The following is a 26,814-nucleotide window of genomic DNA, read 5'->3' as shown; positions in this document are numbered from 1 at the left end:
GTAAAGAGTTACAAGATAGCTTAACTGAGTTGTATGCAAATGCAGTATATGATGCAGACACAAAACAAGAAGGGCAAAGACAATCATTGTTTGTGATTGCAATGCGTTTATCAGGATTTGAAACGGAAGTAGAAGTACATACAAACGTAGGTAGAGCAGACGTGGTATTAAAAAACGGGGAAAAGATAATAGTAGTAGAGATAAAATACAGCAAACACAACAAAGCAGAGAAAGAATTAGAAGAAGCGATAGGGCAGATAAGAGAAAAGAAGTACTATGTGAAGTATTTAAGTAATAATCCAATACTTTTAGGTATAGTGTTTAGTGAGAACAAAGATATTGCTTGTATGCTTGAGAGATCTTAAAACGTAGGACATATTAAAATTAAACTAAATTATTGCGTTTTTTATTTACAAGTCTAACATAGATTCATGTTATTGTCTTGACAAAAGACTATCAAACAATTAAGATAATACAAGTTAATTTAATAGCTGTTAAGTTATTTGGCGTTTTCTGAGAGGTGTTATGAAGTTTTATGACAGAAAAGAAGAGTTTGAAATTTTAAAAGAATTAAACAAAGTCTCTAAAAAATCTAGTTCTTTTGCATTGCTTATTGGACGTCGCAGGCTTGGAAAAACGGCTTTGCTTTTAGAAAGTGCAAAAACACAAAAAGAGAAATTTTTATACCTTTTCGTAGCTCGACAAAACGAAGCCGTACTTTGTAAACAGTTTCAACAAGAAGTAAAAAATGTTCTCGGGTTGGAAATTTTCGGAGAAATTAAAAATTTTAGAAAATTATTTGAAAGCTTGATGAAATTTGCAAAAGATACGCCATACACACTTGTAATAGACGAATTTCAAGAATTTGAAAGAGTGAATCCTTCAATATTTAGCGATATACAAAATCTGTGGGACAGATATAAAGATGAAACGAAACTTAATTTAATAGTCTGCGGTTCAATTTATTCAATGCTTGTTAAAATTTTTGAAAATTCAAAAATTATCTTAAAACCGTTTAAAATAGAAATTATAAAACAAATCTTAAAGGACAATAACAGAAAATATACTCCTGACGATTTACTGTGCCTTTATATGCTTACTGGCGGAGTGCCTAAATACATATCAGTCCTTATGGATGCTAAAGCTGTTTCAAAAAGCAAAATGATAGATCATGTTGTCCGAACAGATTCTTTATTTTTAAGCGAAGGAAAAGATATTTTGATTTCCGAACTTGGCAAAGATTACGGAACATATTTCTCTATTTTGCAGTTGATTTCCAATGGCAAAAACACGCAAAGTGAAATAGACTCAATAATAGAAAAAAATACGGGAGCATATTTGTTAAATTTGGAAAAAAAATTTTCTTTACTTTCGCGTAAAAAACCTATTTTTTCAAAACCTGAAAGCCGAAACACGCATTGGCAAATAAACGACAATTATTTAAGTTTTTATTTTAGATTTTTATACCCCAACCAATACCTTATAGAACAGGAACAATTTACATTATTAAAAGAAATAATAATGAAAAATTACGAGCAGTACAGCGGACAGGTTCTGGAGAATTACTTTAAGGATAAATTGAGCCAAGATGGGAAATGGACTAATTTAGGTTCTTACTGGGACAACAAAGGCGAAAACGAAATAGATGTTGTAGCTGTCAACGATTTAAACAAAACTGCCATTGTTGCAGAAGTCAAAAGAAATTCTAAAAAAATAAATTATGACTTAGTAATGGCAAAATTTACTAAAATCAGCACTCAGTTAAAAAATTATAAAATTGAATTTCAAGGTTTATCGTTAGAAAATATGTAAGTTTTTTATTCCACTATATAATAAAAGACTTGCGTGGGTGCCTTTTATGTAAAAGTGACTACAGCCTGATTCGATTTAGATCCTTTCTCTATTTCATCTTCACTTTTATGGATTAACTAACATTTCTCTTGCCTATGAAATTTAAAATTCTATATCAGTTATAATACATTTAACCTCGTTTAACACTTTACAAACATATTCTTTGCTTAAATTTATCGAAGAATACTTATAAAAATTAAATTCTTCAACAATTTTTAATATTTTATCAATTATTTCGCTGTTTAATCCTGCTTTTTTAAGTTCTTCTGCTACTGCATTTTTAGATAAAAGTTGAGACTGTATATCTACTTGAACATTTAAAAATTTAGTGAACGCACTGTTTAGCAATTCCAATGATTTTTTATAATTATCTTTTGAAATTTCTATTTCAGCTTCTTTAATCAATTTTCTAACATCACGTAAATTAATTTTTTTAAAGTTTGATTTGCTATCAACATTTTTATATTTGTATATTTTATAACAAATACTGCAAATCAATAAAACACCAAAAGGCACAAATAGTAAATAGAATTTTGAATTGTTTAGCAAATATCCTTTATGAAACTTTATATCTTTAATTTGTTTATTATAATTTATGTCTTGCCTCACAGCATTTCCAGTAGATTTAATATCTTCAATGTCTCCGGAAATAACAGTTTCTCCTGTTATTTCAATTTTTTGAGCAGGAGTTTTTATGGTTTCGTATTTTTTCTTTACAGGATTAAAAAATGAAATACCGACTGATGGAATTTCCTGAACACCTGCAACTAAGGGAATAAATATTGTTTTAAATTCTTTTAAATTTTCAGAATTGTTTGAAACTATTGTTTCATATTTTTTAAAACCTTCATAAGAACCAACATTTATACTACTAACGCTCTTCATATTTCCATTACCTTTAACAGTAACTATTAAAGTTACAGGATCATTTGTTTGAGCTTGTTTTTTATCTAAACTGGCAGATATTTTAAAATCCCCAATTGCGCCAGAAAAGTCAACAGGTTTCCCGGTTTTTGGTAAAGGGGCTACCTCTATATTAATTGGTTTTGTTTCTAGTATTTTAGTTTGTCCTCTACCCATACTTGAAAATAGACTAAAAAAATCGTCCATATCGTCTGGCGTAGAAAAATCCATTATAGCTATCTTTATTTTTGCTGGTTGTATGGTTTTTAAACCTAATTCTATAGGATAAAGCACAGTTTCTATTTCATCAACCCGATAATTTATACCCTCTACAATTTCAAAATGGGTTTTAGGCTTAGAGCCATCATTCCAAAAACCAGCAAAATTAGGTGAAAAATATTCTGGATTAGATATTAAATCTACATTTGTATAAAAACTAAACTTATAAATTAATTTTTCGTTTTCATAAACTCTTCTTTTATTAACAGAAGCTTTTACAAAAGCTTTGCCTTGAGGATTTGACTGATTTTGATTCCCTCTTTGCCGACTAACATCGTTTGAATTTGAATAAGGTAAACTTTGTGCGCTTTTGGATGGAATAACTTCAATATCTAAAGCCTCAGTAAGATATGTTTTGCTATTATAAGTTATTTTTGCAGGAGGTATAGTAAATTTACCTATTCTTTTTGGCCCCAAAGTATATTTATAAGTGATACTCACATTAGTCTTGCCATTTATTACAGACATACTTTGAGAAGTAGCTGTGCCAAACTTTGTAAAATCCGTTAAATTTGATATTTGATGCTCAGGAAGATTGACTCCGTCTCCACTTAATGTAATTGAATACACAAAAGACTCATTTAATGGCACTTCTTTTCTATTTACAGTAGCTTTATAAGAAATTGAATCTGCATAAACTATAATTGACAAAAATGAAAAAAATACAAGGAAGTATATCTTTTTAAACATTTTACCAATCCTTTTGCGTTTGAATAGATTGATACCCTTTAAAAGTCTTTTTAGGCCTATTGCTATTCTTATCTGATTCATTATAATAATTTAAAAGCACTGAAGCTGGCATATCCTTTTTATCTTTTGTGCTGTTTTCTTTATTTTCTTTTCCCTGTTCATTTTTATTTTCTTGCTTTTCTTTTTTCTGCGATTTTTTGTCTTGTAAATCTTTTATTTTATCACTTATTTCCTTTCTTTTTTTATCGAGGTCTTCTTTCTCTTTTTTCAAATCCTCTTGCTTTTTTGATTTTTGGTTTTTTTGGTCTTGTTGCTGTTTTTTGTTGTCTTCTTGTTTTTTATCGTTTTGTTCCATCTGTTTTTTTAAGTCTTGCTCATTTTTATTCTGTTGATCTTTGTTTTGATCCTGTTTTTTATCTTTTCCTGGATTTTGCGAGTTACTTTTTTCGTTCAATTTTTTTAAAGCCATTTCCAAATTATATTTTGAATCATTATCCCCTGGATTTATTTTTAAAGCTTCCTTGTACAATTTTACAGCATCACTAAAGTTCCCCTGTTTAAACTCAACATTGCCCAAATCATAATAAGCAACAAACTTGTCTGTTTTAGTAGACATAGTAGAACTCAAAACTTTACTGTATTTTGATTTAGCGCTATCAAAATTATTAAGTTTATAATCTGTGCCTGAAGAGTTTATTAAAATATCATTATTATTAGGTATCTCTTTTACTTTTTTATTTAAAATTTCTGATGCTGCTTTAAAGCTGCCCTTACTAAAATACTTTAAAGCTTTATTGTTATCTTTTACATTTTTATAAGAAAGCATTAAAAGAAACACTAAAAATCCAATCAAAAAAATTAGAATGCTGAACAAAATAAGCGTTTTTTTCATCTTTTACGCCTCACAGGATATATAAGAGCGCCTATTAAAAAAATTAAACCAGCCAAAACAAATATTTGGAACCTGTCTATCTTATTATTTATTTCGTCAACTTCACTATTACTTTTTACTAAAGTTTTTATTGTTTTTACTAAATCATAAGAAATGTTTTTTTGTGAAGCATCAAAAAACTTACCTCCCGTTTCTTGAGCTATTTTTTGTAATAATTCAGAGTTTACTTTACTTACAACTACCTGCCCAGAGCTATCTCTAACATAATCTTTAAGCTTCCCAGCATTATCCATAACTGGTATAGGAGAACCTTCCTTAGAACCTATCGCTACACAAATAATTTTTAATTTAACTTTTTTAGCAATACTGATAGCTTCATTTATTTTAGAATCGTGATCCTCTCCATCAGAAATCAAAAACATTACCTTGCTCTTAGACAATTTAGTATTTAATGCTTTACAGGCAAGAATAATAGCATTTCCTACTTGTGTGCCTCCGCTTGGCAAAACGCCCACATTTACATCTTCTAAAAATATTTTTAAAGCTTGTAAGTCATAGGTCATTGGACACTGCCACATGGCATCCCCAGAAAAAACTATAACACCAATTTTTTCGCCAGGATTTTCTGTAACAATATCTAAAACAATAGACTTCGCCTTTTCTAACCTGTTAGGATTAAAATCCTGAGCTAACATGCTTTTTGAGACATCCAGCGCTAACACTATTTCAGTTGATTCTTTTACAACTTTAATATTTTGGTTGCCGTACTGTGGTCTAGCAAGAGCAAGAATTATGAAAAAAATTCCTATTAAAAATAAAATACTTTTAATTTTGTACGCATTTAAGTTAACTTCTGAAAGAGAAAGTAAATTAATATTTGCTATAAGCATATTAAGCGCATCTTTTCTCTTCTTAATAGCAATATAAAAAAATAGTATAAGCAACGGCATTAATATTAATAATAATAAATAACTTTTATCTGCAAACATTTTTATAATCCTGCACTATTTAAAAGATAAACTGCTTATTAACAATGATTTGGTCTTTCTACTTTTTTAAAATTAAGTATAAATTCTGTACCTTTATTTTCTTTACTTCTCACTAATAACTGTCCTTCCATTGATTTTATTGTTCCTGTTATCTGCTGCATCCCTATTCCGTACCCATAACTTTTAGTTGTACTCACTTTTTCTCCTCTCATTATCTTTTCTAACATATCCTGAGACATTCCTTTCCCGTTATCTTTTACTTTTATTTCTACCTCTTCATCTTTTACTGCATAACTCACTTCTATTTTTGCCTTCTCCCCTTGTTCTACAGCTTCTATTGCGTTTTTTATTAAATTTGTCATCATTCTCAAAAATTTACCACACTCTCCTTTTATAAATACAGGTCTATCACCTTTGTATTCTCTATTTATCTCTATATTTGCTTCATTATTGCTATACTTCATGTTTTCTACTATATCTGGCAATATAACATCCAACGAAATATATTCTCCCTCTACTTTATCATCAACCACCTCTTTTTTACCTGTTTCTATACTTTCGTTTACCGCCCTATACTTTGTAAGCATTTTTCCTGCCATATCTTCTATGCTTTTTATTGCTGAACTCAACATCTTTAAATCAGGAGCTTCTAGCTTATCTTTATAAATGTATTCTATAGCTTTTAATGCTGATACTGGTGATGCTATATCGTGCGACACCTCTCTGGCTATTTTATATAATTCTTCTTTTGCTTTTATCTTATTTTTTAGCTCCTCTATCTTTAACTCTTCTAATCTCTTTTTTGCAGTTATGTCAAAAGAAACCCCTAAAAGTCCAACAACTTTTCCTAATGAATCAAAAAGAGCAATTTTCTTTGTCAAGCAATTCTTCCATTCTCCTAAAACATAACCATTCTCTTCTACTTCGTATGACTTCCCGGTAGACATAACAAATTCATTTATACTATCTAACTTTTTTGCAGTGATAGTGTCATGAAAATCAAAATTTGTTCTTCCAATAAATTTATCCTTTGATTGCAAACCAAGATCTTTTGCCTGAGCTTCATTACATCCAAGATACACATTATTGCGATTCATCCAATAAATATGACAAGGGAGTTGTTCAATAATATTTTGCAATAAAGTACTTTCTATAGATTCAACCATATAGTTATGCAAAAAATCGGTTGTGCTACGAATATAGTATCTCTCATAAACACTTTTATTATGGCTCTCACAGAAATATATAACAGCTCCTTGAGCACAATTGACTTCTTGGGGGGGGGGGGGGAGTTATTTATGGTAGCAACCGTAGTTGTAAATTCATTATTTAACATGTCCTGCCTCCAAATTACTTACATTTGATAAATTTTATATTTACTTCCTTAGGGCCTCTCTAAAAACTCTTTAATGCAACTCACAACAATTTATAGAACATGTCTGTATTGATCTACATACAGTATTTATGGCAGTTTTCGTAAATAAGTATTTTCTAAAATAACTGTCATTATCAACAGACACAAAGATATTATTAAAAAATATTTATACAGCTCGTTATATAATGTGTGTTGAATAACTTTTATTTCAGACTTTTCAAGTTTGTTTATATGTTGCATGATATCTTCAAAAGATTTTGTATCTTGAGCTCTAAAATATTTACCTCCTGTTGTTACTGCAATTTCTTTTAAGGCATCTTCATTTATCGCATCTTGTGTTGACCTAACTTCCCTTACTCCAAAAAAAGGATCTTTTATTTGGTAAATAGCGCCTTCTAAGCTGCCAACTCCAATAGTATAAATTTTAATATTATAACTTTGAGCTATTTTTGAAGCTGTTATAGGATCAATCTCCCCCATATTATTATTGCCATCTGTAACAACAATTATAATTTTGCTTTTAACTTTAGAATCCTTTAATCTGTTAACAGATGTCATTATAGCTGATCCAACTGCTGTACCATCTAAACCCGTATCACCTATATTTATGTCTTTTACAAATTCTATCAACGACGTTTTATCGGTAGTTAAAGGGCATTGTGTAAAAGCAAGTCCTGAAAAAATTACAAGTCCAACTCTATCGTACTTACGTTCTTTTATAAAATCACATGTAACTTTTTTAGCTGCTTCCATTCTATTAAGAGGTTTAAAATCTAAAGAACTCATACTAGAAGAAGTATCCAGTGCCATAATAATGTCTATGCCTTGATCGTTAGTTTCTTCAAATACTTTCCCTTCTTGTGGTCTAGCTAAAGCTATAACAGCAAAAATTAAAGCTACATATTTTAAAAGCTGTAACAACTTGTAAAGATGCTCTTTTAAATTAAAACTTACAAGCTCCTGTAAAAATTTTACTCGTGAAAAGTCCACATGTGTTTTAAATAATTTCGTTTTAAAAACATTTATGTAAAAATAAGCAAAAATTAAAATGGGCAAAAATATTATAAAAAATATTGGACTTGCAAACCTCATAAAAGCTCCAAAAGATTTTTTGTAAAATCGTAATTTCTTTTTATTTCCGCTTCGTTTGGAGTAAAAGAAGAATACTTTGCTAAATTAAATACTGACAAATATTTTTTAAACTCCAACGGAGCTATACTGTTAGGCAATAATGGTTTCATTTTTTTTAAAAATTCTGAAGTTGTCATTTCTAAAGCATAAAAATTATATTTTTCAGATACGTAAATTCTTAAAATTTCTGACATTTTATAATAAAAATCTTTCACTTTAATATCATTTCTATTTTCATACAACAAACTTAATTTATTTAATGCATCTGTTTGGGGGTCTATTACTACGAGCTTAGGGCGGTTTATGTAACTATAAACAAGCGCATAAACACATAAAATAACAAGAATTATCACCGTAAAAATTAGCAACACGTACACTGTTTTCACTTTGATTTTTTTTAGCGCCTTAATGTCTTTTATATCGTAATTTCCGTTTTGCTCTAAAACACCTTTAACTACAATTTCTGTTTTTGGAGTAAAAAATAAGTTATTAGTTCCATCAGAACTTATAAAAAATACAGGAATTGAATCTATAAAAATATCCCCCAACTTACAAGCTAATAGTTTAAAATGCAGCTTATAAATATTTTTTTCACTCGTGATATGTTCAATATTTGAACTTAGAATATCAAAACCGTCAAAAATAAAATTTTGATTTACACTTAACTGAGCATCTTGTTCTAATTGTGCAACCACTGTAAAATCTACGGTATCTCCAATAAAAATTTCGTTTTTATTTAAATATCCACTTATATTCTCTTGTGCATATATATTCCCACAAAAAATAAAAAGTAATAAAGTTAAAAATCTCTTTAACACAATAATTTTTGAAAGTCTTTTCATTTTTACCTTTAATATTAAGCGATAGATTTACGTAAATGTCTTTCTTTAAAAAATTTTATTAACGGTTTCACATAAGATTGATTTGTATTTAAATTTATTACATCTGCATTAGCTTCCTTAAATATTTTATTTGTTACCTCATTAAAATCTTTATTTTTTTGATGGAAACGTTCTGATGCTTCATTGCTATCTACCATTATAACATCTTTAGTTTCGGGATCTTCCATTTCTATAAGACCTATTTGAGGAAGAGAAACTTCTTTTGGATCTTCTATTTTTACACATATTAAATCATGTCTTTTAGAAGTTATTATTAAATCTCTATTATAATTTTTATCTTGAAAATCTGAAATCAAAAATACTATTGCTTTTTTACGCCATATTCCATTAAGCGCTTTTAAAACTTTTGATATGGACGTTTTTGTTCCGTCAGGTTTAGAATTTAATATTTCGTTTATAATTCTTAAAATATTGTTTTTACCTTTTCTGGGAGTGATAATTTTTTCTACTTTATCTGTAAAAGATAGCATCCCAACTCTATCATTGTTTTTTAAAGCAGAAAATGCAAGCAAAGCTGCAACTTCGGCAGCAATCTCAGATTTAAGTTTTCCAAAACCACCAAAATTTTGCGATGCAGAAATATCTATAAGAAAAATTATTGTAAGTTCTCTTTCTTCAGCAAAAAGCTTTATATAGGGTTTTCCATGACGAGCTGTAACGTTGCGGTCAATAGCTCTAAAATCATCACCTATTTGATATTCTCTAACTTCAGCAAACTCTATTCCCTGCCCTTTAAAAATACTTTGATATTGGCCTGCAAAAATTTCATCTACAAGTTTATTTGACTTTATTTCAAGTTGCCGTATTTGTTTTTCTACTATATTATCTAACATCATGGCAGTACCCTGTTATTCAATATTTTTTAAGGAACCACTACAGTTGAAAAGATTTTTGTAACTATATCATCTGACGTAATAGAATCTGCTTCTGCTTCATATGTTGTAAGAATTCTGTGTCTTAAAACATCATAACCTATTTCTTTTATATCTTCTGGAATTACATAACCCCTACCTTGTAAAAACGCATACACTTTCGCAGCAAGTGTTAAATTAATAGTTGCTCTGGGCGAAGCCCCAAAAGATATATAATTTTTGAAATCTTTAAGCTCGTACTCCTCAGGCTGTCTAGATGAAAAAACAATATCAACTATATAATTTTTTACCTTTTCATCAACATAAATCTGCTCTATTAAATTCTTTATTCTTTCTACATCTTCTAAAGTTAAAACTGCATTTATTTGCGGAACTGAATGCGTCATTCTTTCTAAAATAATCTTTTCTTCTTCTTTTGTAGGATAGGAAATTTTTAATTTAAGCATAAACCTGTCTACCTGAGCTTCTGGCAAAGGATAAGTGCCTTCTTGCTCTATAGGGTTTTGTGTTGCCATAACTAAAAATGGTTTTGGAAGTTGGTAAGTATTTTCTCCAATTGTAACTTGCTTTTCTTGCATAGCTTCTAGCAAAGCACTTTGAACTTTTGCAGGAGCACGGTTTATTTCGTCAGCAAGCACTATATTCGTAAACACAGGTCCTTTTTTTACAGAAAAACTTGCATTTTGAGGGTTAAACATTAAAGTTCCAACTATATCTGATGGCAATAAATCAGGAGTAAACTGTATTCTCTTATAATCTGCATGCACTGTTTGAGCAAGACTTCTTACTGCAAGAGTTTTCGCTAGACCCGGGAGACCTTCAAGCAAGATATGCCCTCCTGAAAACAAGCCTATTAGCATCTTCTCTAAAATATATTTTTGTCCTACTATAACTTGCGAAATTTCATTTAAAATCTTTGAAACAAGCATGCTTTCTTGCGAAATTTTGTTGTTTAACTCATCAATATCTGTTGCCATTTTAAAACCTCCAAACTATTTTATAAAAATTATTAAAATGTATAAACTACTTTCAAAGCACCTCTGAGACCTTCTTTATTGCCAGCATATCCTTGTAAACCTAAATCTAAATTAAATCGGCCAATATTTTTCGTTAATCCAAATTCTCCTGCCACACTGCTTCCTTTTAAGTTTGAATTAATACCACTTATAGTATCACTAGTTACTTTAACTTCTCCATCAAGCTCATGGTCTAATGCAATACCTGCATAAATATCAGAAATAATCTTTTTATTTAGTAAATAGTCAAACCTTGTACCTAATTTAATCCTTTGAGAATTTATTCCATCAAACTTTAATTTTTCTTCTGTTGGCAACACCACTTCTTTTGCATTTTGATGAGTATATATATATTTGCCATAAAAGTCCGCTCTTAAATTATTGCTAAATCTGTGTATGTATCCACCACCCAAATGCAAACCGAAATACAACGACTCATAATTATATTTAGCTTCCATTCCCGTGACAGGATCTTTTAAATCACTCCTATTGCAATCTAGCCTTGTTTGTCCAGCTCTTATGGAAGTTTCGCAATAAGCATTATCAAGAAGATTCAGCCGTCCAAGTAGACCGCCTCCAGCATAAGAACCACTTCCTTGAGACTTAACTAAAGGCTTATGACCACCAATAAATTCTTCTTTAAAGTCAAAATTGCTATTGCCATATTCAAAAAATAGTCCATTTATGAAAAGATTACTTTTTATATCAAACCATTTTGTTGTAAGGCCCGCAAGCAATGAAGTGCCCTCTATATTTACATTTGAATTATTCCCTCTGCCATAATTATATTTCTGTCCAGAAAATACACCAAAAGAATTTACAGCATGTCTATCAAAACTATTTAATTTTACAATTTCTTGCATTCCTGTGCCAACTACAAGATCTGCACCTAAATTTAAAAATGCAATGCTTGCACTATACCCTCTTGGGAACACAGGATTAACTCTACCGTCTTGATTTATTTGGGCGATAAGCTCAGTATCTGTTATATTTACATCGTAATTATAATATACAGCCAACCCTTTTTGCATAAAACTATCAACATTTTTTGGAGTGCCAGATATTCCATTGGTACTCCTGATAAGTATATAACTGTCGCCCTTGTTTACTTTTGAATTAGAAGATATGTATACGTTTATATTAGTATTTTCAAGATTAACTGCTCCGCCAGTAGTTTGGGCACCCCCCCCCCCTCTGGTATTACGCTACCGCCTTTTCTAACGGTAATCAGAGGAGTGTTACTGCTATTTTCTTGTAAATAAAAATTATAAGTTTCAAAGTGGTCTAATCCATTGGCCATAACACCTGTTATATCTAAATTTAATGTATTGCCAGTAAACATGTCTGCATTAGGATTGCTCCAAACAAAGCCACCGCAAAGAAGATCTGCATCAACATCCGCATTTCCTTGAATTGTAACTGTATTATTTACTGCATTTCCTACATCTGATTCAGCTGCAAATATTCTGTCAGCAGCAATAGTTCCACCATTGATTATAATTTTATTTCCTGTAGAATTACCACCACCAGAACTTCCACCTATAATGCTAAATCCACCTCCCATGCCATGAATAACAACTCCATTATTGATTGTAACCGTATTGTTAATAGCATTTCCAGTACCAGCTCTGTACAAAGCTCTGCCTGTAATACCTCCAATAATCATATGTCTGAAGGTCCCATTATTTATTATTATGCTATTGCCTACTACATCTCCGTTATAATCTATACTTGCCCCGTAAACATTAACTGCGTCTGCGAGAATACCATTGTTTATTATTACACTATTATTATATGCATTAGCACCACTGTTAGCAGCCTGTACGCCACAAATATCACCTGATATAGTTCCATTTACATCAACAATTACTTCATTACCTTCAAATTTACATTCCCCATTCTCAATTTGCGCTCCTAAGCCTTCCCACATATTACCACTACTAATTTGAATTATAACTTTGTTATAAGCTATCACAGTTTGTGCACTAGCTGTAGAAATATAAGCTCCATAAATGGTACCAGAATCACCATTACCTATGTTTATGTTAACAATATTATACGCAACATTTCCCTCAGCTTCTTTACAAATTTGGCAACCATAAGCCCCATAAATATTTCCATTAGGGACATTAAGATTAACAATATTATTTACACATGAACCATTATTATCAATATATGCTCCATAAATGGGCACTGGTACTGCAAAATTAACATTAACTACATTGCTTGACACAGTTCCAGTAGAAGCTCTACCTCCATAAACCTCTGCTCCAATATTAGCAAGTTGAGTCATATTCACAATATTACTGCTAACTTCAACATTTGCTCCTGTAGCATAACTACCATACACACTTCTTGTTACAGAACTGCTTATAGTTATGGTATTGCCTATTGGGGCTCGATCAAATGGACGAATACCATTATTAGACGCATTACCATTGCCAGCAACGTCAGTAGTAACTTCAACAACAACGTCAATATTTTGGCCTGCAAAACATTGTGCAAAGCAAAATAAACTTATTACTACATAAATATATTTCATGTCAACCTCCATTATATTTATTACGCACAAGCAGAGATAACAGTCTTTTCTAAAGCAAAAGAGGTATCTACTAATCCTGTTTTAATTGCTATGTCTGCTTCTAAATTTTTTTTCAAAACTTCTTTTAATTTTTTAATGCTATGCTTTTTTAAATTAGAAAAAAAAGCACTGCTGTAAAAACTATGAATTTTAAGATTTGAAGCCACTTGATCAACTGGCATTGAATGCTCTTCTAGCATACTTTTTGCATTAAGCATTTTCCTTATAGAAGAAGAAATAGCAGATAAAATCATAACAGGTTCTTCTCCTTGAATTAAAAGTTTATTTAATATAAACAAAGCTTTTTTTAAATCTTTTGATTCTATACAAGAGGATAAAGAATATATATTTAATTCTTTTGTGTAGCCACTAATTAAGTCCAAGTCTTCCTGATTAATTTCTTTTCTTTTTTCTCCAACAAAAAGACATACTTTTTCTATTTCGTTTACAATACTTAGCAGATCTGTCCCATTGTTATTGAGCATTTTCAAAATAGTGTCATAAGATATACTTTTTTTTCTAAAACCAAATTCATTTTTTATAAACCCTTTTACTTCATTTTCGTACAGTTTTCTACACTCCACCGACACACAATTTTTTGAAAATATGCAATTACTAATTAACTCTTTTCTTTTAGTAATAGTTTCCTTTTTATAATTGCCATTGTAAAGCAAAACCAATACCGAAGTTTCTACAATATTTAGCAAATAACTTGAAAGAGGAGTAACATCAGAAACTTTTATTTTATCTACCCCTTTAACAATAATCAATCTTTTTTCACTTAAAAAAGGCAATGTCTGAAGCGCATTTAAAATATCTTGTGCAGAAACTTCTTGAGCATAAAAAATTTCTCTATTTAAATTATCTACATTAACAACTTTTTCTATTGCTTTAAGACAAGTATCTAAAAAATATGTCTCTTCTCCAGTAAATAAATAAACTGGAAATATTTTTTTTGAAGATATTAGCTTGTTAAAATCTGCTATTCTTAAAATAGGCATTAAGACGGAACCTTTTTTGATGAAATACTTGTAACTGAACCAAAACCTTTTATAACACGCCTTACAATATTTCTAGACATTTTAGCCCAAACAAGCTGTCTTGCATCTTCTTCTGTCATCCCATCACCAAAAGAATCCCCAGACTGTCTTCTCGTTGTATCTCTATAGATTTGTATACCTTCCAAATTTGGTTCTGTCCAAAGACTTATATTGTTATCTTTATCGAGTAAAGACACACTAGCTATTACCCAAAGTTTATATTGTTCTATTACACCGTTAACATCATATATTGGCAATGGTTCTAACATATATCTTTTTACTGTGACTGTAACAATAGCATCAGTTTCGTTGGGAGAATTTACTATAGATAAACGACCATCCATCATAAATTCATCTATTATATAGTTTGTAAAACTTGACTCTATGCCAAACTGGTTTGTAGCATTAATAACAGGCTGAATGTATATGTTTTTAATATGTTCTGGAATTATCTGATCTGCTGGAGTATATATAGACGTACAAGATGTAAAAAATATACAAAACACAAGTACTATATAAATATTTACTATAATTTTTTTCACATTACCTCCAAATTATTTAACTATGTATTAAATGTGTAAATCTTTAATTACTATTGTAACTATTTTATTTTTTATATATATAAATTTTGTTATCTGTTTACCTTTTAAATGTACCATAATTTTATTATTCGCAGTTACAATATTTTTAACTTCTGTTTCTTGTATGTCTGCAGGCACAAGTACCTTTCCCTTTAATTTCCCGTTAATCTGGACTGGAAGTTCTATGAAAGATTCTTTTATCATATTTTCATCAAAAACAGGCCATGTATATGTTGACACACATTCTTTATAACCTAATTTTTCCCATATTTCTTCGCAAAGATGCGGAGTAAAAGGCACCATTAAAAGAATCACTGTTTTATATACTTCTAAAGACACACCTTCGTCATTTGAATGATATTTATAAGCATATAAACCACTTACTAACTCCATAACAGAAGAAATCGCTGTGTTTAGTTGTAGTTTTTCAACATCGCAAGTAACTTTCTTAATAGTCTTATGCATTAATTTTAATAGTTCATCTTTATTTTTTTGACAGGCAACTTCTACAGATTTGGTACTTACAACATCAAAAAGACGCCAAATTCTATTTATAAATCTCCAACATCCTTCAATACCATCTGATGACCAATCAATCTGTTTTTCTACAGGCGCAGCAAAAAGAATAAAAAGCCTCAAAGTATCCGCACCATATTTAGGGATTATTTCGTCAGGACTTACAATATTACCTTTCGACTTAGACATTGCACTTCCACCTAACGTCACCATCCCTTGAGTTAAAAGATTTGTAAATGGTTCATCATGCTTTGCAATACCTAAATCTCTCATAAATTTATACCAAAACCTTGCATATATTAAATGCATGCATGCATGTTCTATCCCACCAATATACTGGTTTACAGGCATCCAATAGTTTAATTTCGAACTGTCAAAAGCAAAATCAATATTATGTGCATCACAGTATCTTGCATAATACCATGAAGAATCAACAAAAGTATCCATCGTATCTGTTTCTCTTTTTGCATCCATACCACATTTTGGACATTTAACATTTACAAAAGTTTTGCTTGTTTTTAATGGAGACTCTCCTTGTCCTGTAAATTTAACATCTTCTGGCAAGGATACAGGTAAATTTTTTTCTGGAACAGCTACAATACCACATTTATCACAATGAATAAAAGGTATTGGCGTACCCCAATACCTTTGCCTAGATATAAGCCAATCTTTGAGTTTAAAATTTATAGTTCTTTTTCCAAAGCCTTGTTTTTGAACCCATTGTATAACTGTATCAAAAGCTTCTGTAGATTTTATACCATTAAATTGTCCTGAATTTATAAGTTCCCCTTCATTTTCATAAGCATGTTCTGTTATGTTAGAGTTGTTACTTTTTATAACTTCTACAATAGGAATATTGTATTTTTTTGCAAATTCCCAATCTCTCTGATCATGAGCAGGAACAGCCATAATCGCCCCAGTTCCATACCCAGTTAAAACATAGTCTGCTGTAAAAATAGGAATCTCTTTTCCTGTAGCTGGGTTTATAGCATTAATCCCTTCTAACCTTATCCCTGTTTTTTCTTTACTTGCAGATCTTTCTATATTTGACTTTCTGCTACTAGCAAGAATATATTCTGCCACTTTATCATAATTTAGAATTTTCGGTTTCATCTTGCTAATAATTTCATGTTCTGGAGCAACAACTGTAAAAGTTACACCAAAAATAGTATCTGGTCTTGTTGTAAATATTTTTAGTTTTTTGTCTGTACCTGAAATTGTAAAACATATCTCTGCTCCACAAGACTTACCTATCCAATTTTTCTGCATAGACAACACTTGTTCAGGCCAGCCAGTAAGTTGTTTATGCCCTTCTAAAAGTTCATCAGCATAAGCTGTAATCTTTATAAACCATTGTTCCAGTTCTCTATGTTCTGTATGACTCTCACATCTCCAGCACACACCGTTTGAGACTTGTTCATTGGCAAGCACAGTTTGACAAGATGGACACCAGTTAACATTAGCACTTTTTCTAAAAACTAAGCCTTTCTCCCACATTTTTATAAAAAGCCATTGAGTCCACTTATAGTATTCCGGATCGCATGTTGCAATTTCTCTGCTCCAATCATAAGAAATCCCTAAAGATTTTAATTGTTCTTTCATGCGTGAAATATTTTGTTTAGTCCACTTTACAGGATGAACGTTGTTTTTTATAGCAGCATTTTCTGCAGGTAATCCAAAAGCGTCCCATCCTATGGGATATAAAACATTTTCTCCCTTCATCCTATGAAAACGCGCACAAACATCACCAATACTATAGTTTCTAACATGTCCCATATGTAAATTCCCAGACGGATAAGGAAGCATTTCTAAACAGTAATATTTTTCTTTACTTGAACTTTCTTTACTTTCAAAAACTTTGTTTTCTGTCCATATTTTTTGCCATTTTTTTTCTATTTCTAAATGATTATACTCTGCCATTTTCTCCTCAATCAACACTGTATTTTTTTATATCTTTAATTATGTTTTCGAATTCAATTTTAATATGTGGTATATCAGATTTAGCTGTCTCCCATAAAACATCAATATCAACACCCAAATAATCGTAAATCAACTTATCTCTCATCCCAGCTATTTGTTCCCATGGGATTTTGGATAATCGGCACGAAAACTTAAAGGTATTTTCTTTGAAGCCTCTCCAATGATTTCAATAGCCCTTATTGTGGCATACACTGTTCTTTTATCATTCTCAAAATCTTCTTTTGAAAAAGACTTTATAAAAACCTTAATATCTTTACATGAAGAAATAATGTCTTGTATATAATCTATCTATTCCCTCTTATTTGACATATATAACCTCATTTAAAATCCTTTCACCTATCTTCGGCTTTAATGCTGATTTCATTACCAAATCTACTTTTTCCCTGTATATTTACTCAATTTTTCTTCAAGAGTTAGATAAGATAACAAACCTATAGGTTTTGAAAATTCAACAAGAATATCTAAATCACTTTTTTCAGTTTGCTTTCCTGTTGAATATGAACCAAAAACACCTAGATTTTTTACTTTATATGATTTTTTCAGCAAAGATTTCTGTTTTTTTAATTTAATTAAAATATTATTTAATTCTGCCATTTTTTACTCCAAATAATATCTGTTCTTTTTGTAATAAAACAAAATGTTCTAAGTTACCCTTAGGACCTTTAAGGCCTGAATCTACTTCAGAAATAATTTTAAAACCTAAATCTAAAGCTACTTTTTTTATCTTACCTATTGCTTTTTGTCTTAAACTTTCATCTCTTACAACGCCCTTTTTTATTTCTTTGCAATCTAGCTCAAATTGAGGTTTTATCATAGCCAAAACAAAACCGTCTTCTTTAACGACATTGTATGTTATAGGTAAAATTTTATCTAGAGATATAAAAGAAACGTCTATTGTCGTAAAATCTATTTTATCTTTTAAAATTGAAGTGTCAAAATATCTAAAATTAACATTTTCTATATTTATAACACGACTATCGTTTCTTAATGTATAATGCAGTTGCCCAAATCCAACATCTACTGCATAAACCTTTATTGCTCCTTTTTGAAGCATGCAATCTGTAAAACCACCAGTTGATGCACCTATATCTAAACAAATATATCCTTTCACAGAAACACTTAAGGCATTTAAAGCAGATTCTAATTTCAAACCACCTCTAGAAACATACGGATTTATGTTTTTAATTTCTATTAAAGCATTTTCATCGATTAAAATTCCAGATTTATATTTGACTTCTCCATCGACAAAAACATTCCCTGCCATTATAAAACTTTGAGCTTTAGTACGAGTTTGCGCTAACCCTTTTTCAAAAATTGTAACATCTAAACGTTTTGTGCTTTTTTTCTTTTCCATATCTAGGAGACTCTCTAGAAGATCTCTAGAGCTTTTTGGACTATATTTTCTGCAGTAAGTCCACATTTTTCTCTTAAAATTTTTAAATTGCCATGCTCTATAAATTTGTCAGGAAGGCCTAAAGACTCTACAATTGCTCCAGTACCACACAGAATAGCCTTAACAACTTCACCAAAACCACCTATTAGTGAGTTTTCTTCTACAGTAATAAACTTCTTAATTTTTGAAAAAATCTCTTTTATAAGTTTTACATCTAATGGCTTTAAAAATCTCATATTAACAACAGAAGCTTTTATATTTTTGGCTGCTAAAAGCTCTGCTGCTTGCATACAAGTAGTTACATGGTTTCCTATCGCAAGAAAACAAATATCTTCTCCTTCTTTTAAAATAACACCTTTGCCTATTTGAAGTATATGTGGAGATTTATCTAGTTTTACGCCAAGACCTTCTCCTCTTGGATATCTTATTGCACACGGCTTACGAGAACTTAAAGCTGTTTTTAGCATGTGCTGCAATTCATTTTCATCTGCAGGTGACATTATCACTAGATTTGGAATAAAATTTAGGTACGACAAGTCAAAAGCTCCATGATGAGTACCTCCATCTTCTCCGACAAGACCTGCCCTATCTAAAGCAAAAATCACAGGCAATTTTTGTAAGGCGACATCGTGTATTATATTATCTATTGCTCTTTGCATAAAAGTAGAATATATTGCACATATTGGTTTTAATCCTGCTGCTGCCTGAGCCGCTGCAAATGTAACAGCATGTCCTTCTGCAATGCCAACATCAAAATATCTCTCAGGAAACTTCTTTGCAAATTTGTCTAAGCCAGTCCCTTCAGGCATAGCTGCTGTTATTGCTGTAATTTTTTCATCAGTTTGTGCTAGTTTAACTAAAGTGTCTGAAAAAACTTTTGTGTATGTAACAACTTGCTTCTTTTCAGATGTACCAGTTTGCACATTAAAATTTCCAACTCCGTGGAATTTAATGGGATCGTTTTCTGCTGGAAAATAACCTTTTCCCTTTTTAGTAACAACATGCAAAAGGATTGGACCTTTCATACCTTTTATATTTTCTAAAATAACTGTCAAACTATCTATGTTGTGCCCTTGTACAGGCCCGAAGTATGTAAAACCCATTTCTTCAAAAAGCATGCCAGGAAACAGCATTACTTTTGCTCTTTTTAATAACTTTCTAAAAGATGCTCCAAATCCGTGAAATCTACTAACTGTTTTAATAACCTTTTCTTCAAACTTTCTTGTCATTCCAGCAGTTAAAAGTTTGGCAAAATAACCTGCAACAGCACCAACTTTTTGAGAAATAAACATTTCATTATCATTTAATATTACCAGCATATCTTTTTTTAAATGTCCTGCATTTTGCAGCCCTTCAAAAGCAAGACCTCCTGTCATAGAACCGTCGCCAATAATTGCAACTACTTTGTGTTCTTCATTTTTCAAATCTCTTGACACTGTAAAACCTAAAGCTGCCGAAATTGAAGTTGAAGCGTGTCCGACACCAAAAGAGTCATAGCAAGACTCTTCTATTTTTGGAAACCCACTTAAACCATTATGCATCCTTATAGTTTCAAATTTCTCTCTTCTTCCTGTGATAATTTTATGCGCATATGCTTGATGACCAACATCCCAAATTATTTTATCTTCTGGAGAATTAAAAACATAGTGTATTGCTATTGTTAAATCTACAACACCTAAACTTGAAGCTAAATGGCCACCATTTTTTGAAATAGTGTTTATTATTTCTGTTCTAATTTCTTGTGCTAAAAAAGGAAGATCTCCCTTTTTTATCTTTTTTAAATCTTGTGGACTGTTTATCGTATCTAATATTTTCACCATTTCTCCAATTTATGCCTATACTAGGAAGTCTAAAAACCCTATAAATTAATATGCCCTACTTACAATATAATCAGCAAGCAAATCAAGTGTTATTGCTTTTTGTCCAAAAACACAAATCACTTTTTTTGCTTTTTGAAGATGCAAGTTAGCTTTCTTTCGCGCTAGATCTTTGCCATACAACAACAATGCTGTAAGTTTGTCATTATCTATATCACTACCTTTCTTGCCTAAAAGTTTTTTATCAGCGTACACGTCCAAAATATCGTCCATTATTTGAAAAGCAATACCTACATTTAAACCATACTCTTTGAGTGCTTCTATACTTTTTTTGTTTGCTCCAGCCAAAATTGCTCCAATTTTTAAACTTGCCACTATTAACGCTGCTGTTTTTTGAGTTTGTATAAATTTTAATTTTTTATCTAAAAAAGTTTTCTTTTGCTCACTCCATTTACCTGTTTGGAAAATATCTTCCCCTTGGCCAACAATCATGCCTTTATAACCGCTATAGGTTGAAAGAATTTGTATAGCTTCAACTATATACTCTGGTTTGCTTTTAGATTTTGTTATAAGATTAAAAGCTTCGGTGAGGAGCGCATCCCCGCATAAAATAGCAGATGCTTCTCCAAACTTTTTATGATTTGTAGGCATGCCTCTACGTAAATCATCATTATCCATAGCTGGTAAATCATCATGAACTAAAGAATATGTATGTAAGTATTCAACAGCACAAGCAGCTGGCATTACATCTTTAGATTTAACTCCAAAAAGCTCTGCAGCTAAAATAACAAAAATAGGGCGAAGTCGCTTACCTCCAATTAAAACACTATAGCGCATCCCTTGGGAAATTATAGAATTATCTTTAGGCAAAAACTTTTTTAAAGCGATATTTACACATTCTGCTTTTTGGGATAAATATGTTTTTATATTTATATTTTTCAAAATAGTTACTCCTTAAAATCCTCTACGCCACAAGAAGTTATAATTTCAATTTTTTTCTTAGCTTCTTTAAGTTTTAAAGAACATTCTTTTACAAGAGCATCTCCCTCTTTAAAAAGTTCTAAAGCTTTATCTAAATCTAAAGAAGTATTCTCTATTTGAGAAACTATCTCTTCAAGTCTACTTAAAGACTTTTCAAAATTCAGAGATTGCCTTTTAGTCATATTTTTTTACCTCTGCATACAAATTACCAACTGCTAATTGTACTTTTATTTGTTTGCCCATTTCAATATCTTTTGATTCTTTAATAATTTTATTATTTTCGTCAAAACAAATAGAAAAACCTCTTTTAAAAACATTATAAGGAGATAAAATCTGGAGTTTATGTTTAATATTTTCAAACTTTTCTGTTTTATAATTAGCAATCCTTTCAATATTTTTTAAAAGTTTGTTAGATAACTCATTAATATAATCTATTTTTTCTTTATATAAGTCTTGAGGGTTAGTTAAAGCTTTCGAGTTTTTAAGTCTTTGTAGAGACTGGTTACAATAAACTAAAGTATTATTTATAGCATTATAGAGATTTGCTTTTAAAGATGTTAATTGTCTTTGAAGTTCTATCCTTTTTCTTAAAACAATTTCTGCCGCTGCAGATGGGGTTGGGGCTCTCAAGTCTGAAACAAAGTCTGCTATAGTAAAATCTATTTCGTGCCCTACACAAGAAACTATTGGTATTTTAGAATTGAAGATTGCTTTTGCGACATCTTCACTATTAAACGCCCATAAATCTTCTATTTGTCCACCACCTCTTCCTAAAAGCAAAACATCTAAATTTCTATGATGTATATTTAAATATTCTATGGCTTTAACAATTTCTTTATCTGCTCCCTTACCCTGTACTCTTGTAGGACATATTAATATCTCAACATCAATATTTAAAGTATCTATAACCTTTAAAATATCATACAGAGCTGCTCCTTCTTTAGAAGTTACAATGGCTATTTTATTAACAATATCTGGAATTTTCTTCTTATATTTTTGTTCAAAAAGCCCGGCTTCTTCTAATTTATTTTTTAGTTTTTCATACGCATTATATAAAGCACCCTGCCCAAATTGTTCCATATGACTGACAATTATCTGGTAATCACCACTTTTTAGATAAGTACTTATTCTCCCAAAAATTAAAACTTCATTACCGTCTGTTGGTTTAAAATTTAAACCAACATTTGTATTTCTAAACATTATAGCTTTTATCTGACTATCTGAATCTTTTATATTAAAATACATATGACCAGAACTATAAAGCCTAAAATTAGATACTTCACCTCGTACCCAAACAGCAGGATAAGAATCTTCTAAAATAAGTTTAATTTCATTACTTATTTTAGAAACCGTGTATATCAAACGATCTTGTTCATTATTTAATTCTATATTCATATATATATTTCTAAATTTACTCTAAATATTATACCAAATCTACTTAAATGCAAAAACAAAACTGTTAGTAAATTTCAATGTCTTGTTAATCGTATCTCAACGCTTCTAGAGGACTCAATTTAGAGGCTTTTTGCAGGCCACACTCCAAACATTAAACCGGGAAACCCTGAAAAGCAAAAAGCAAGCGCTATTGAAATGAGTTCAAATTCATTTATTGATTTATTACTAAAATTTCACTTTCAATATCTTTAATAACCGCCAACAATTGACCACTTTTGACAGTATTGCCTTCTTTCCCATAAATCTCTGACAAGACACCAACAACTTTCGATTTTATTAATGCTTTGTTGACAGCATCTGTTATACCAAAAGAAGTAATGGTCCAAGGGATCGGAACAAAAACTCCAATAAAAAATAAAATTAGTGCTGAAAGTAAATAATACAAATTCAAAAAGAGAAATTTTTTGATTTTAGTATTCATATGCATGCCTTATAATCAATAATCAAGTAAGTAAATGTTAGCACCTGACTTACGCGTTTAGACCCCAAGTATTTTTAGCAGTTTAACCAAGTTTGTAATAACAGGTTTGCAACATGTCTCTTTTGTGCAATCTCAACTATTGCCGTTTGTAATATCTCTAATTGGCCAATAAATTTTTTATATTCGACTTGTTATGATCGAGTAGACCAAGGGATTTTACCCTCATACCCTCAGCATCTTACAGGTTTGATCTACGTTTCCATCACCCGCCTCATTCAAACGTAGCGTGTAGATTTCCAGGACTATGCTTTCCTGTTGTTTTTCGCATCAAAGTTTATGTGATTAAAACATTTTTCATTGTACTTCCTTAGCATACGTTATAACAGATCATTTTAAATAATACCCAGAAACCTTCCAATTATTATTTTCTTTCATTAAAACTACAGTTTCAATTATTGTCTTCTCTTTAAAAAGAGTTTCGTAACGAATTATAATGTATTCTGCTTCTGGGGAATTGGATAGTTTTGTTTCATATGCTATATATCTCTCTTTCCTTTTTTTAAAGTCTCCAAGAGTTCTACGTAAATTATTTAAAGATGATATCCACTCGCCTTTTTTTACATTATCTCTGAAATACTTAGATGTTTCATCATACCCTTGTGCATATTTATATTCATCTTGCAAGGTAAGCCATGAAAGAGAAGATGTTCTGGCCATTTAAGCATAACCATTTGGAATTTTTCTAACACATGCATAATTAAAAATAGAAACAATTAACAAAGCACTTATCATAAATATTTTTTTCATTATTTCTACCCCCATGATAAAAATCAAGTGTAAGTTTTAAAATCTACTCTGATTTTTCAGTTGTATTTTTATTTTAACATCCAATTGTTAAAATCCTCAAATTCCCACATGTTTTTTAATGTCTGGTTATTATCTCTAACATCTTTCTTGCTACTGCTATTATTGCCTTTCCGTTTTCTTTCTTGTTTTTTAATTTCAAATAAAAGTTTCTTAAATACTGATTATACTTTACCGTTGTCAACGCTACCTGAACCAATGTCGTCCTGAATATTTTATTATCCATTCGTGTTATGTGACTGTTACTTATACTATCGCCCATATTTTTTTATTCACGCGCGAAACTAATCCTATTTACCTTTTTTTACGTAGAAAAAAGTTGCTACAATAGCAACTACAAATATTAGAGGGTAGCACAATAAAAAATATTGTACAAAATTAGAGTTGGCATTAATAAAACCACCTTGGTAAAGAAATGCCGGTATATTTAAAATTGCATGAAGCACCATAGCATAAAGCAAATATTTAATATCACATTTTTCTATTCCACTTAAAGCAACTATTGTAAAAATTTGATGACAAAAACAACTTATAATACGCTCGTAAATATATCCATAAAAGTGATACCATTTGTAACCTATAAAAGCTATATCTTTAACAATAAAAGATGATATTAAAAACATTTCTCCTATGCCAAAGCCTAACCCTATTACACTCCCATATAAAACTATATTTTCTTTTGTAATGTTATTTTTGTATACTGGGAATACTAAAATTGGTAATATTTTGGCTATTTCTTCTATAACTGGAGCATATAGAAATGTGATAAAACAATACCATATAGGAATAATATTTGCGTAATACTTTATCAAATCATCTAATGGAATTCTTATATAGTGAAATGCTAAGTATGACTCAAAAAGTGAAATAACAAACAATATTACTATTGAAATATTTATGCAATCTTGTTTTTTTTGTTAAAACAAGATAAACAAGAACTAAAATAACAATACTAATTAATGTTGCAAAATATATATCATGCATAAATGTTATATTTTTTTAAGTCTTACTAAAACTATGTCTTAAATTTGTCCATCTTTTCAAAATTACTGCAAAAAAGCAATATTTTCCAGTCGTATTATGTTTTATTGAACACACATTTTTTTCATATATATCGCTTCTTCAAAATTCTTTAATCATGTACCGTATTACAGGTTCTAATAGTATGAAAGGCTCCTTTCAAATTTACATTAATTTTAGAGAAATCTAAATATAAGTGACAATACTTAGATTCATTAATTTTATATTATCCATCAAAAAAATAACTGTCAGAAAAAAGATACTCCAAAAAAAACAAAATCTTCCTTATCCAATAAAAAATTCTACGCGTTTTAAAAACTCATAGACTGAATTGCTTATAGTGAAAAAAAGACTTGTCTGTTTTTGCAATATATCTTAAATTTTCCTCCCCTTACATTGGCAGTTGCAGCAGCTACTACGGCAATGTTCATCGTCGTCACTGTTGATACGTTAGTCAAATAACTATAATTGTAACTCGTACTCACATTCACATTTATGTTAATTAAGACATTAACATTAGCTGCTACTGAAACAACTGCAACAGGAACCGCTATAGGCATACCCAATGAAGACATTTTGTTACCTCCTTTTTTAAAGTGCAATTGTATCTTTACAAGGATTTTTGAATTTTGATAAATCAGAAATATTTTTTATGTTAGCACAAAACTCATGGACTTTTTTATTTCTCCAAGCATTTTTCAATTCATTATTCCATGCTTCTTTTAAAGAAGACTTTTTTATATTACCAAAAATAATTGTAAATATGGTGAAATTGCAAAATCACCATTTGGCCTTATTTCAACTATTGGATTATCAATACCCTGTATAATGTATGAAAAAATATGCTCAAGAGGATCTCCATATTCTATGTTTATATGAGGACATCTTTTTCTAGCCTCTCTCAACATCCACTGAAACTCATATTCCTCAAGTGACGAAATAATAAGATCAGAATTTTCTAATCCTCTTGCTTGAGGGATAAATTGCAGCATTTTTTACACACTATTCCTAAATTGACAATTTGCTATAATTCTGTATGAAAAAGTCAGAGCTTTTACTTCCTGCAGACTATCCTTATTCCCTTTAGATAATATACCAGAGGCAATTCTCTTTGCTCATAATTAAAGTCTATTTAACACTTAAGTAATTACAGGAACGCTGGAATTATAACAGACAATAAAGATGGTATGTTAACTATAGAATTAAAGCATAAACTAAAAAAGGGGGATGCAATAGAAATATTATCCCCTTATCAATTTGAACCA

At 30.4% G+C, this 26,814-nt stretch carries 30 protein-coding genes and 1 pseudogene; 3 read left to right on the top strand and 28 right to left on the bottom strand.

The features are described 5' to 3' along the window. Together LBD57_RS00325 and LBD57_RS00320 are read left to right on the top strand one after the other, a co-directional pair. Window positions 1-365: PD-(D/E)XK nuclease domain-containing protein (locus LBD57_RS00325; protein ID WP_373469361.1), on the top strand; the 365-nt coding region annotated here is incomplete at its 5' end. A 160-nt stretch (window positions 366-525) separates the two neighbouring features. Then, window positions 526-1,812: an ATP-binding protein gene (locus LBD57_RS00320; RefSeq protein WP_373469360.1), complete on the top strand. Its 1,287-nt coding sequence runs from the start codon at window positions 526-528 to the stop codon at window positions 1,810-1,812. 141 nt (window positions 1,813-1,953) lie between these two features. On the opposite strand, the gene LBD57_RS00315 is transcribed toward LBD57_RS00320, so the two are convergent. From LBD57_RS00315 to LBD57_RS00180, 28 genes are all read right to left on the bottom strand, one after another. Next, complete coding sequence (locus tag LBD57_RS00315) at window positions 1,954-3,723, bottom strand: BatD family protein (RefSeq protein ID WP_373469359.1); 1,770 nt, start codon at window positions 3,721-3,723, stop codon at window positions 1,954-1,956. A 1-nt stretch (window position 3,724) separates the two neighbouring features. Beyond that, window positions 3,725-4,615, bottom strand: coding sequence for a tetratricopeptide repeat protein (locus tag LBD57_RS00310; RefSeq protein ID WP_373469358.1), 891 nt, complete (start codon window positions 4,613-4,615; stop codon window positions 3,725-3,727). Next, window positions 4,612-5,604, bottom strand: coding sequence for a VWA domain-containing protein (locus LBD57_RS00305; RefSeq protein WP_373469357.1), 993 nt, complete (start codon window positions 5,602-5,604; stop codon window positions 4,612-4,614). Before LBD57_RS00305 ends, LBD57_RS00310 begins: the two co-directional genes overlap by 4 nt. A gap of 38 nt (window positions 5,605-5,642) precedes the next feature. Then, window positions 5,643-6,770 (bottom strand): ATP-binding protein, encoded by a 1,128-nt coding sequence (locus tag LBD57_RS00300; RefSeq protein ID WP_373469356.1) that lies wholly within the window; start codon window positions 6,768-6,770, stop codon window positions 5,643-5,645. A 296-nt stretch (window positions 6,771-7,066) separates the two neighbouring features. Continuing rightward, the gene (locus tag LBD57_RS00295) at window positions 7,067-8,071 is read right to left on the bottom strand and encodes a VWA domain-containing protein (RefSeq protein WP_373469355.1); all 1,005 of its coding nucleotides are present in this window, start codon (window positions 8,069-8,071) and stop codon (window positions 7,067-7,069) included. Then, window positions 8,068-8,952: a hypothetical protein gene (locus LBD57_RS00290; protein WP_373469354.1), complete on the bottom strand. Its 885-nt coding sequence runs from the start codon at window positions 8,950-8,952 to the stop codon at window positions 8,068-8,070. Before LBD57_RS00290 ends, LBD57_RS00295 begins: the two co-directional genes overlap by 4 nt. A gap of 14 nt (window positions 8,953-8,966) precedes the next feature. Beyond that, window positions 8,967-9,848, bottom strand: coding sequence for a DUF58 domain-containing protein (locus LBD57_RS00285; RefSeq protein ID WP_373469353.1), 882 nt, complete (start codon window positions 9,846-9,848; stop codon window positions 8,967-8,969). A 26-nt stretch (window positions 9,849-9,874) separates the two neighbouring features. Continuing rightward, window positions 9,875-10,861 (bottom strand): AAA family ATPase, encoded by a 987-nt coding sequence (locus tag LBD57_RS00280; protein ID WP_373469352.1) that lies wholly within the window; start codon window positions 10,859-10,861, stop codon window positions 9,875-9,877. Between the two features lie 32 nt (window positions 10,862-10,893). Beyond that, window positions 10,894-11,931 (bottom strand): autotransporter outer membrane beta-barrel domain-containing protein, encoded by a 1,038-nt coding sequence (locus LBD57_RS00275; RefSeq protein WP_373469351.1) that lies wholly within the window; start codon window positions 11,929-11,931, stop codon window positions 10,894-10,896. 104 nt (window positions 11,932-12,035) lie between these two features. Then, complete coding sequence (locus LBD57_RS00270) at window positions 12,036-13,442, bottom strand: hypothetical protein (RefSeq protein ID WP_373469350.1); 1,407 nt, start codon at window positions 13,440-13,442, stop codon at window positions 12,036-12,038. Window positions 13,443-13,462: 20 nt separating this feature from the next. Then, window positions 13,463-14,482 carry a DNA polymerase III subunit delta gene (holA, locus tag LBD57_RS00265; RefSeq protein WP_373469349.1) on the bottom strand — a complete coding sequence of 340 codons (1,020 nt, stop codon included), beginning with the start codon at window positions 14,480-14,482 and terminating at the stop codon, window positions 13,463-13,465. Continuing rightward, complete coding sequence (lptE, locus tag LBD57_RS00260) at window positions 14,482-15,063, bottom strand: LPS assembly lipoprotein LptE (RefSeq protein ID WP_373469348.1); 582 nt, start codon at window positions 15,061-15,063, stop codon at window positions 14,482-14,484. Before lptE ends, holA begins: the two co-directional genes overlap by 1 nt. 27 nt (window positions 15,064-15,090) lie before the next feature. Further along, on the bottom strand, window positions 15,091-17,538 hold the full coding sequence (gene leuS, locus LBD57_RS00255; RefSeq protein ID WP_373469347.1) for a leucine--tRNA ligase: 2,448 nt from the start codon (window positions 17,536-17,538) through the stop codon (window positions 15,091-15,093). A 7-nt stretch (window positions 17,539-17,545) separates the two neighbouring features. Beyond that, the gene (locus LBD57_RS00250) at window positions 17,546-17,683 is read right to left on the bottom strand and encodes a HepT-like ribonuclease domain-containing protein (RefSeq protein WP_373469346.1); all 138 of its coding nucleotides are present in this window, start codon (window positions 17,681-17,683) and stop codon (window positions 17,546-17,548) included. A 5-nt stretch (window positions 17,684-17,688) separates the two neighbouring features. Further along, window positions 17,689-17,835 (bottom strand): DUF86 domain-containing protein, encoded by a 147-nt coding sequence (locus LBD57_RS00245; RefSeq protein WP_373469363.1) that lies wholly within the window; start codon window positions 17,833-17,835, stop codon window positions 17,689-17,691. 135 nt (window positions 17,836-17,970) lie between these two features. Continuing rightward, on the bottom strand, window positions 17,971-18,192 hold the full coding sequence (locus LBD57_RS00240) for a nucleotidyltransferase family protein (RefSeq protein ID WP_373469345.1): 222 nt from the start codon (window positions 18,190-18,192) through the stop codon (window positions 17,971-17,973). Continuing rightward, window positions 18,176-18,952, bottom strand: coding sequence for a TlyA family RNA methyltransferase (locus LBD57_RS00235; RefSeq protein WP_373469344.1), 777 nt, complete (start codon window positions 18,950-18,952; stop codon window positions 18,176-18,178). The genes LBD57_RS00240 and LBD57_RS00235 overlap by 17 nt, the downstream gene beginning before the upstream one ends. A gap of 14 nt (window positions 18,953-18,966) precedes the next feature. Further along, window positions 18,967-20,811, bottom strand: a complete 1,845-nt coding sequence (gene dxs, locus LBD57_RS00230; protein WP_373469343.1) for a 1-deoxy-D-xylulose-5-phosphate synthase — start codon at window positions 20,809-20,811, stop codon at window positions 18,967-18,969. 45 nt (window positions 20,812-20,856) lie between these two features. Then, window positions 20,857-21,750 carry a polyprenyl synthetase family protein gene (locus LBD57_RS00225; RefSeq protein WP_373469342.1) on the bottom strand — a complete coding sequence of 298 codons (894 nt, stop codon included), beginning with the start codon at window positions 21,748-21,750 and terminating at the stop codon, window positions 20,857-20,859. Window positions 21,751-21,755: 5 nt separating this feature from the next. Next, window positions 21,756-21,971 (bottom strand): exodeoxyribonuclease VII small subunit, encoded by a 216-nt coding sequence (gene xseB, locus LBD57_RS00220; RefSeq protein WP_373469341.1) that lies wholly within the window; start codon window positions 21,969-21,971, stop codon window positions 21,756-21,758. Beyond that, the gene (gene xseA / locus LBD57_RS00215; protein WP_373469340.1) at window positions 21,964-23,184 is read right to left on the bottom strand and encodes an exodeoxyribonuclease VII large subunit; all 1,221 of its coding nucleotides are present in this window, start codon (window positions 23,182-23,184) and stop codon (window positions 21,964-21,966) included. The genes xseB and xseA overlap by 8 nt, the downstream gene beginning before the upstream one ends. 211 nt (window positions 23,185-23,395) lie before the next feature. Continuing rightward, on the bottom strand, window positions 23,396-23,665 hold the full coding sequence (locus tag LBD57_RS00210) for a biotin/lipoyl-binding protein (RefSeq protein ID WP_373469339.1): 270 nt from the start codon (window positions 23,663-23,665) through the stop codon (window positions 23,396-23,398). 387 nt (window positions 23,666-24,052) lie between these two features. Then, a complete protein-coding gene (locus tag LBD57_RS00205) occupies window positions 24,053-24,382 on the bottom strand; it encodes a DUF4019 domain-containing protein (protein WP_373469338.1) in 330 nt (109 codons plus the stop codon). 205 nt (window positions 24,383-24,587) lie between these two features. Next, window positions 24,588-24,791, bottom strand: coding sequence for a hypothetical protein (locus LBD57_RS00200; RefSeq protein WP_373469337.1), 204 nt, complete (start codon window positions 24,789-24,791; stop codon window positions 24,588-24,590). 28 nt (window positions 24,792-24,819) lie between these two features. Next, entirely contained in the window at window positions 24,820-25,407 is a 588-nt protein-coding gene (locus tag LBD57_RS00195; RefSeq protein ID WP_373469336.1) for a YhfC family glutamic-type intramembrane protease, read from the bottom strand. A gap of 477 nt (window positions 25,408-25,884) precedes the next feature. Beyond that, window positions 25,885-26,124 (bottom strand): hypothetical protein, encoded by a 240-nt coding sequence (locus tag LBD57_RS00190; RefSeq protein ID WP_373469335.1) that lies wholly within the window; start codon window positions 26,122-26,124, stop codon window positions 25,885-25,887. Window positions 26,125-26,140: 16 nt separating this feature from the next. After that, the gene (locus tag LBD57_RS00185; RefSeq protein WP_373469362.1) at window positions 26,141-26,290 is read right to left on the bottom strand and encodes a hypothetical protein; all 150 of its coding nucleotides are present in this window, start codon (window positions 26,288-26,290) and stop codon (window positions 26,141-26,143) included. Then, the gene (locus LBD57_RS00180; protein ID WP_373469334.1) at window positions 26,287-26,541 is read right to left on the bottom strand and encodes a hypothetical protein; all 255 of its coding nucleotides are present in this window, start codon (window positions 26,539-26,541) and stop codon (window positions 26,287-26,289) included. The genes LBD57_RS00185 and LBD57_RS00180 overlap by 4 nt, the downstream gene beginning before the upstream one ends. A 165-nt stretch (window positions 26,542-26,706) precedes the next feature. Between LBD57_RS00180 and LBD57_RS00175 the strand changes: the two are divergent. Next, window positions 26,707-26,814 (top strand): annotated as a pseudogene (locus tag LBD57_RS00175) (hypothetical protein); the annotation flags it as partial.

Origin of the sequence: Candidatus Endomicrobiellum cubanum (genome assembly GCF_031278955.1) — a bacterium.
GTDB lineage: Bacteria > Elusimicrobiota > Endomicrobiia > Endomicrobiales > Endomicrobiaceae > Endomicrobiellum > Endomicrobiellum cubanum.
This window is presented reverse-complemented; position numbering and strand designations above follow the sequence as displayed.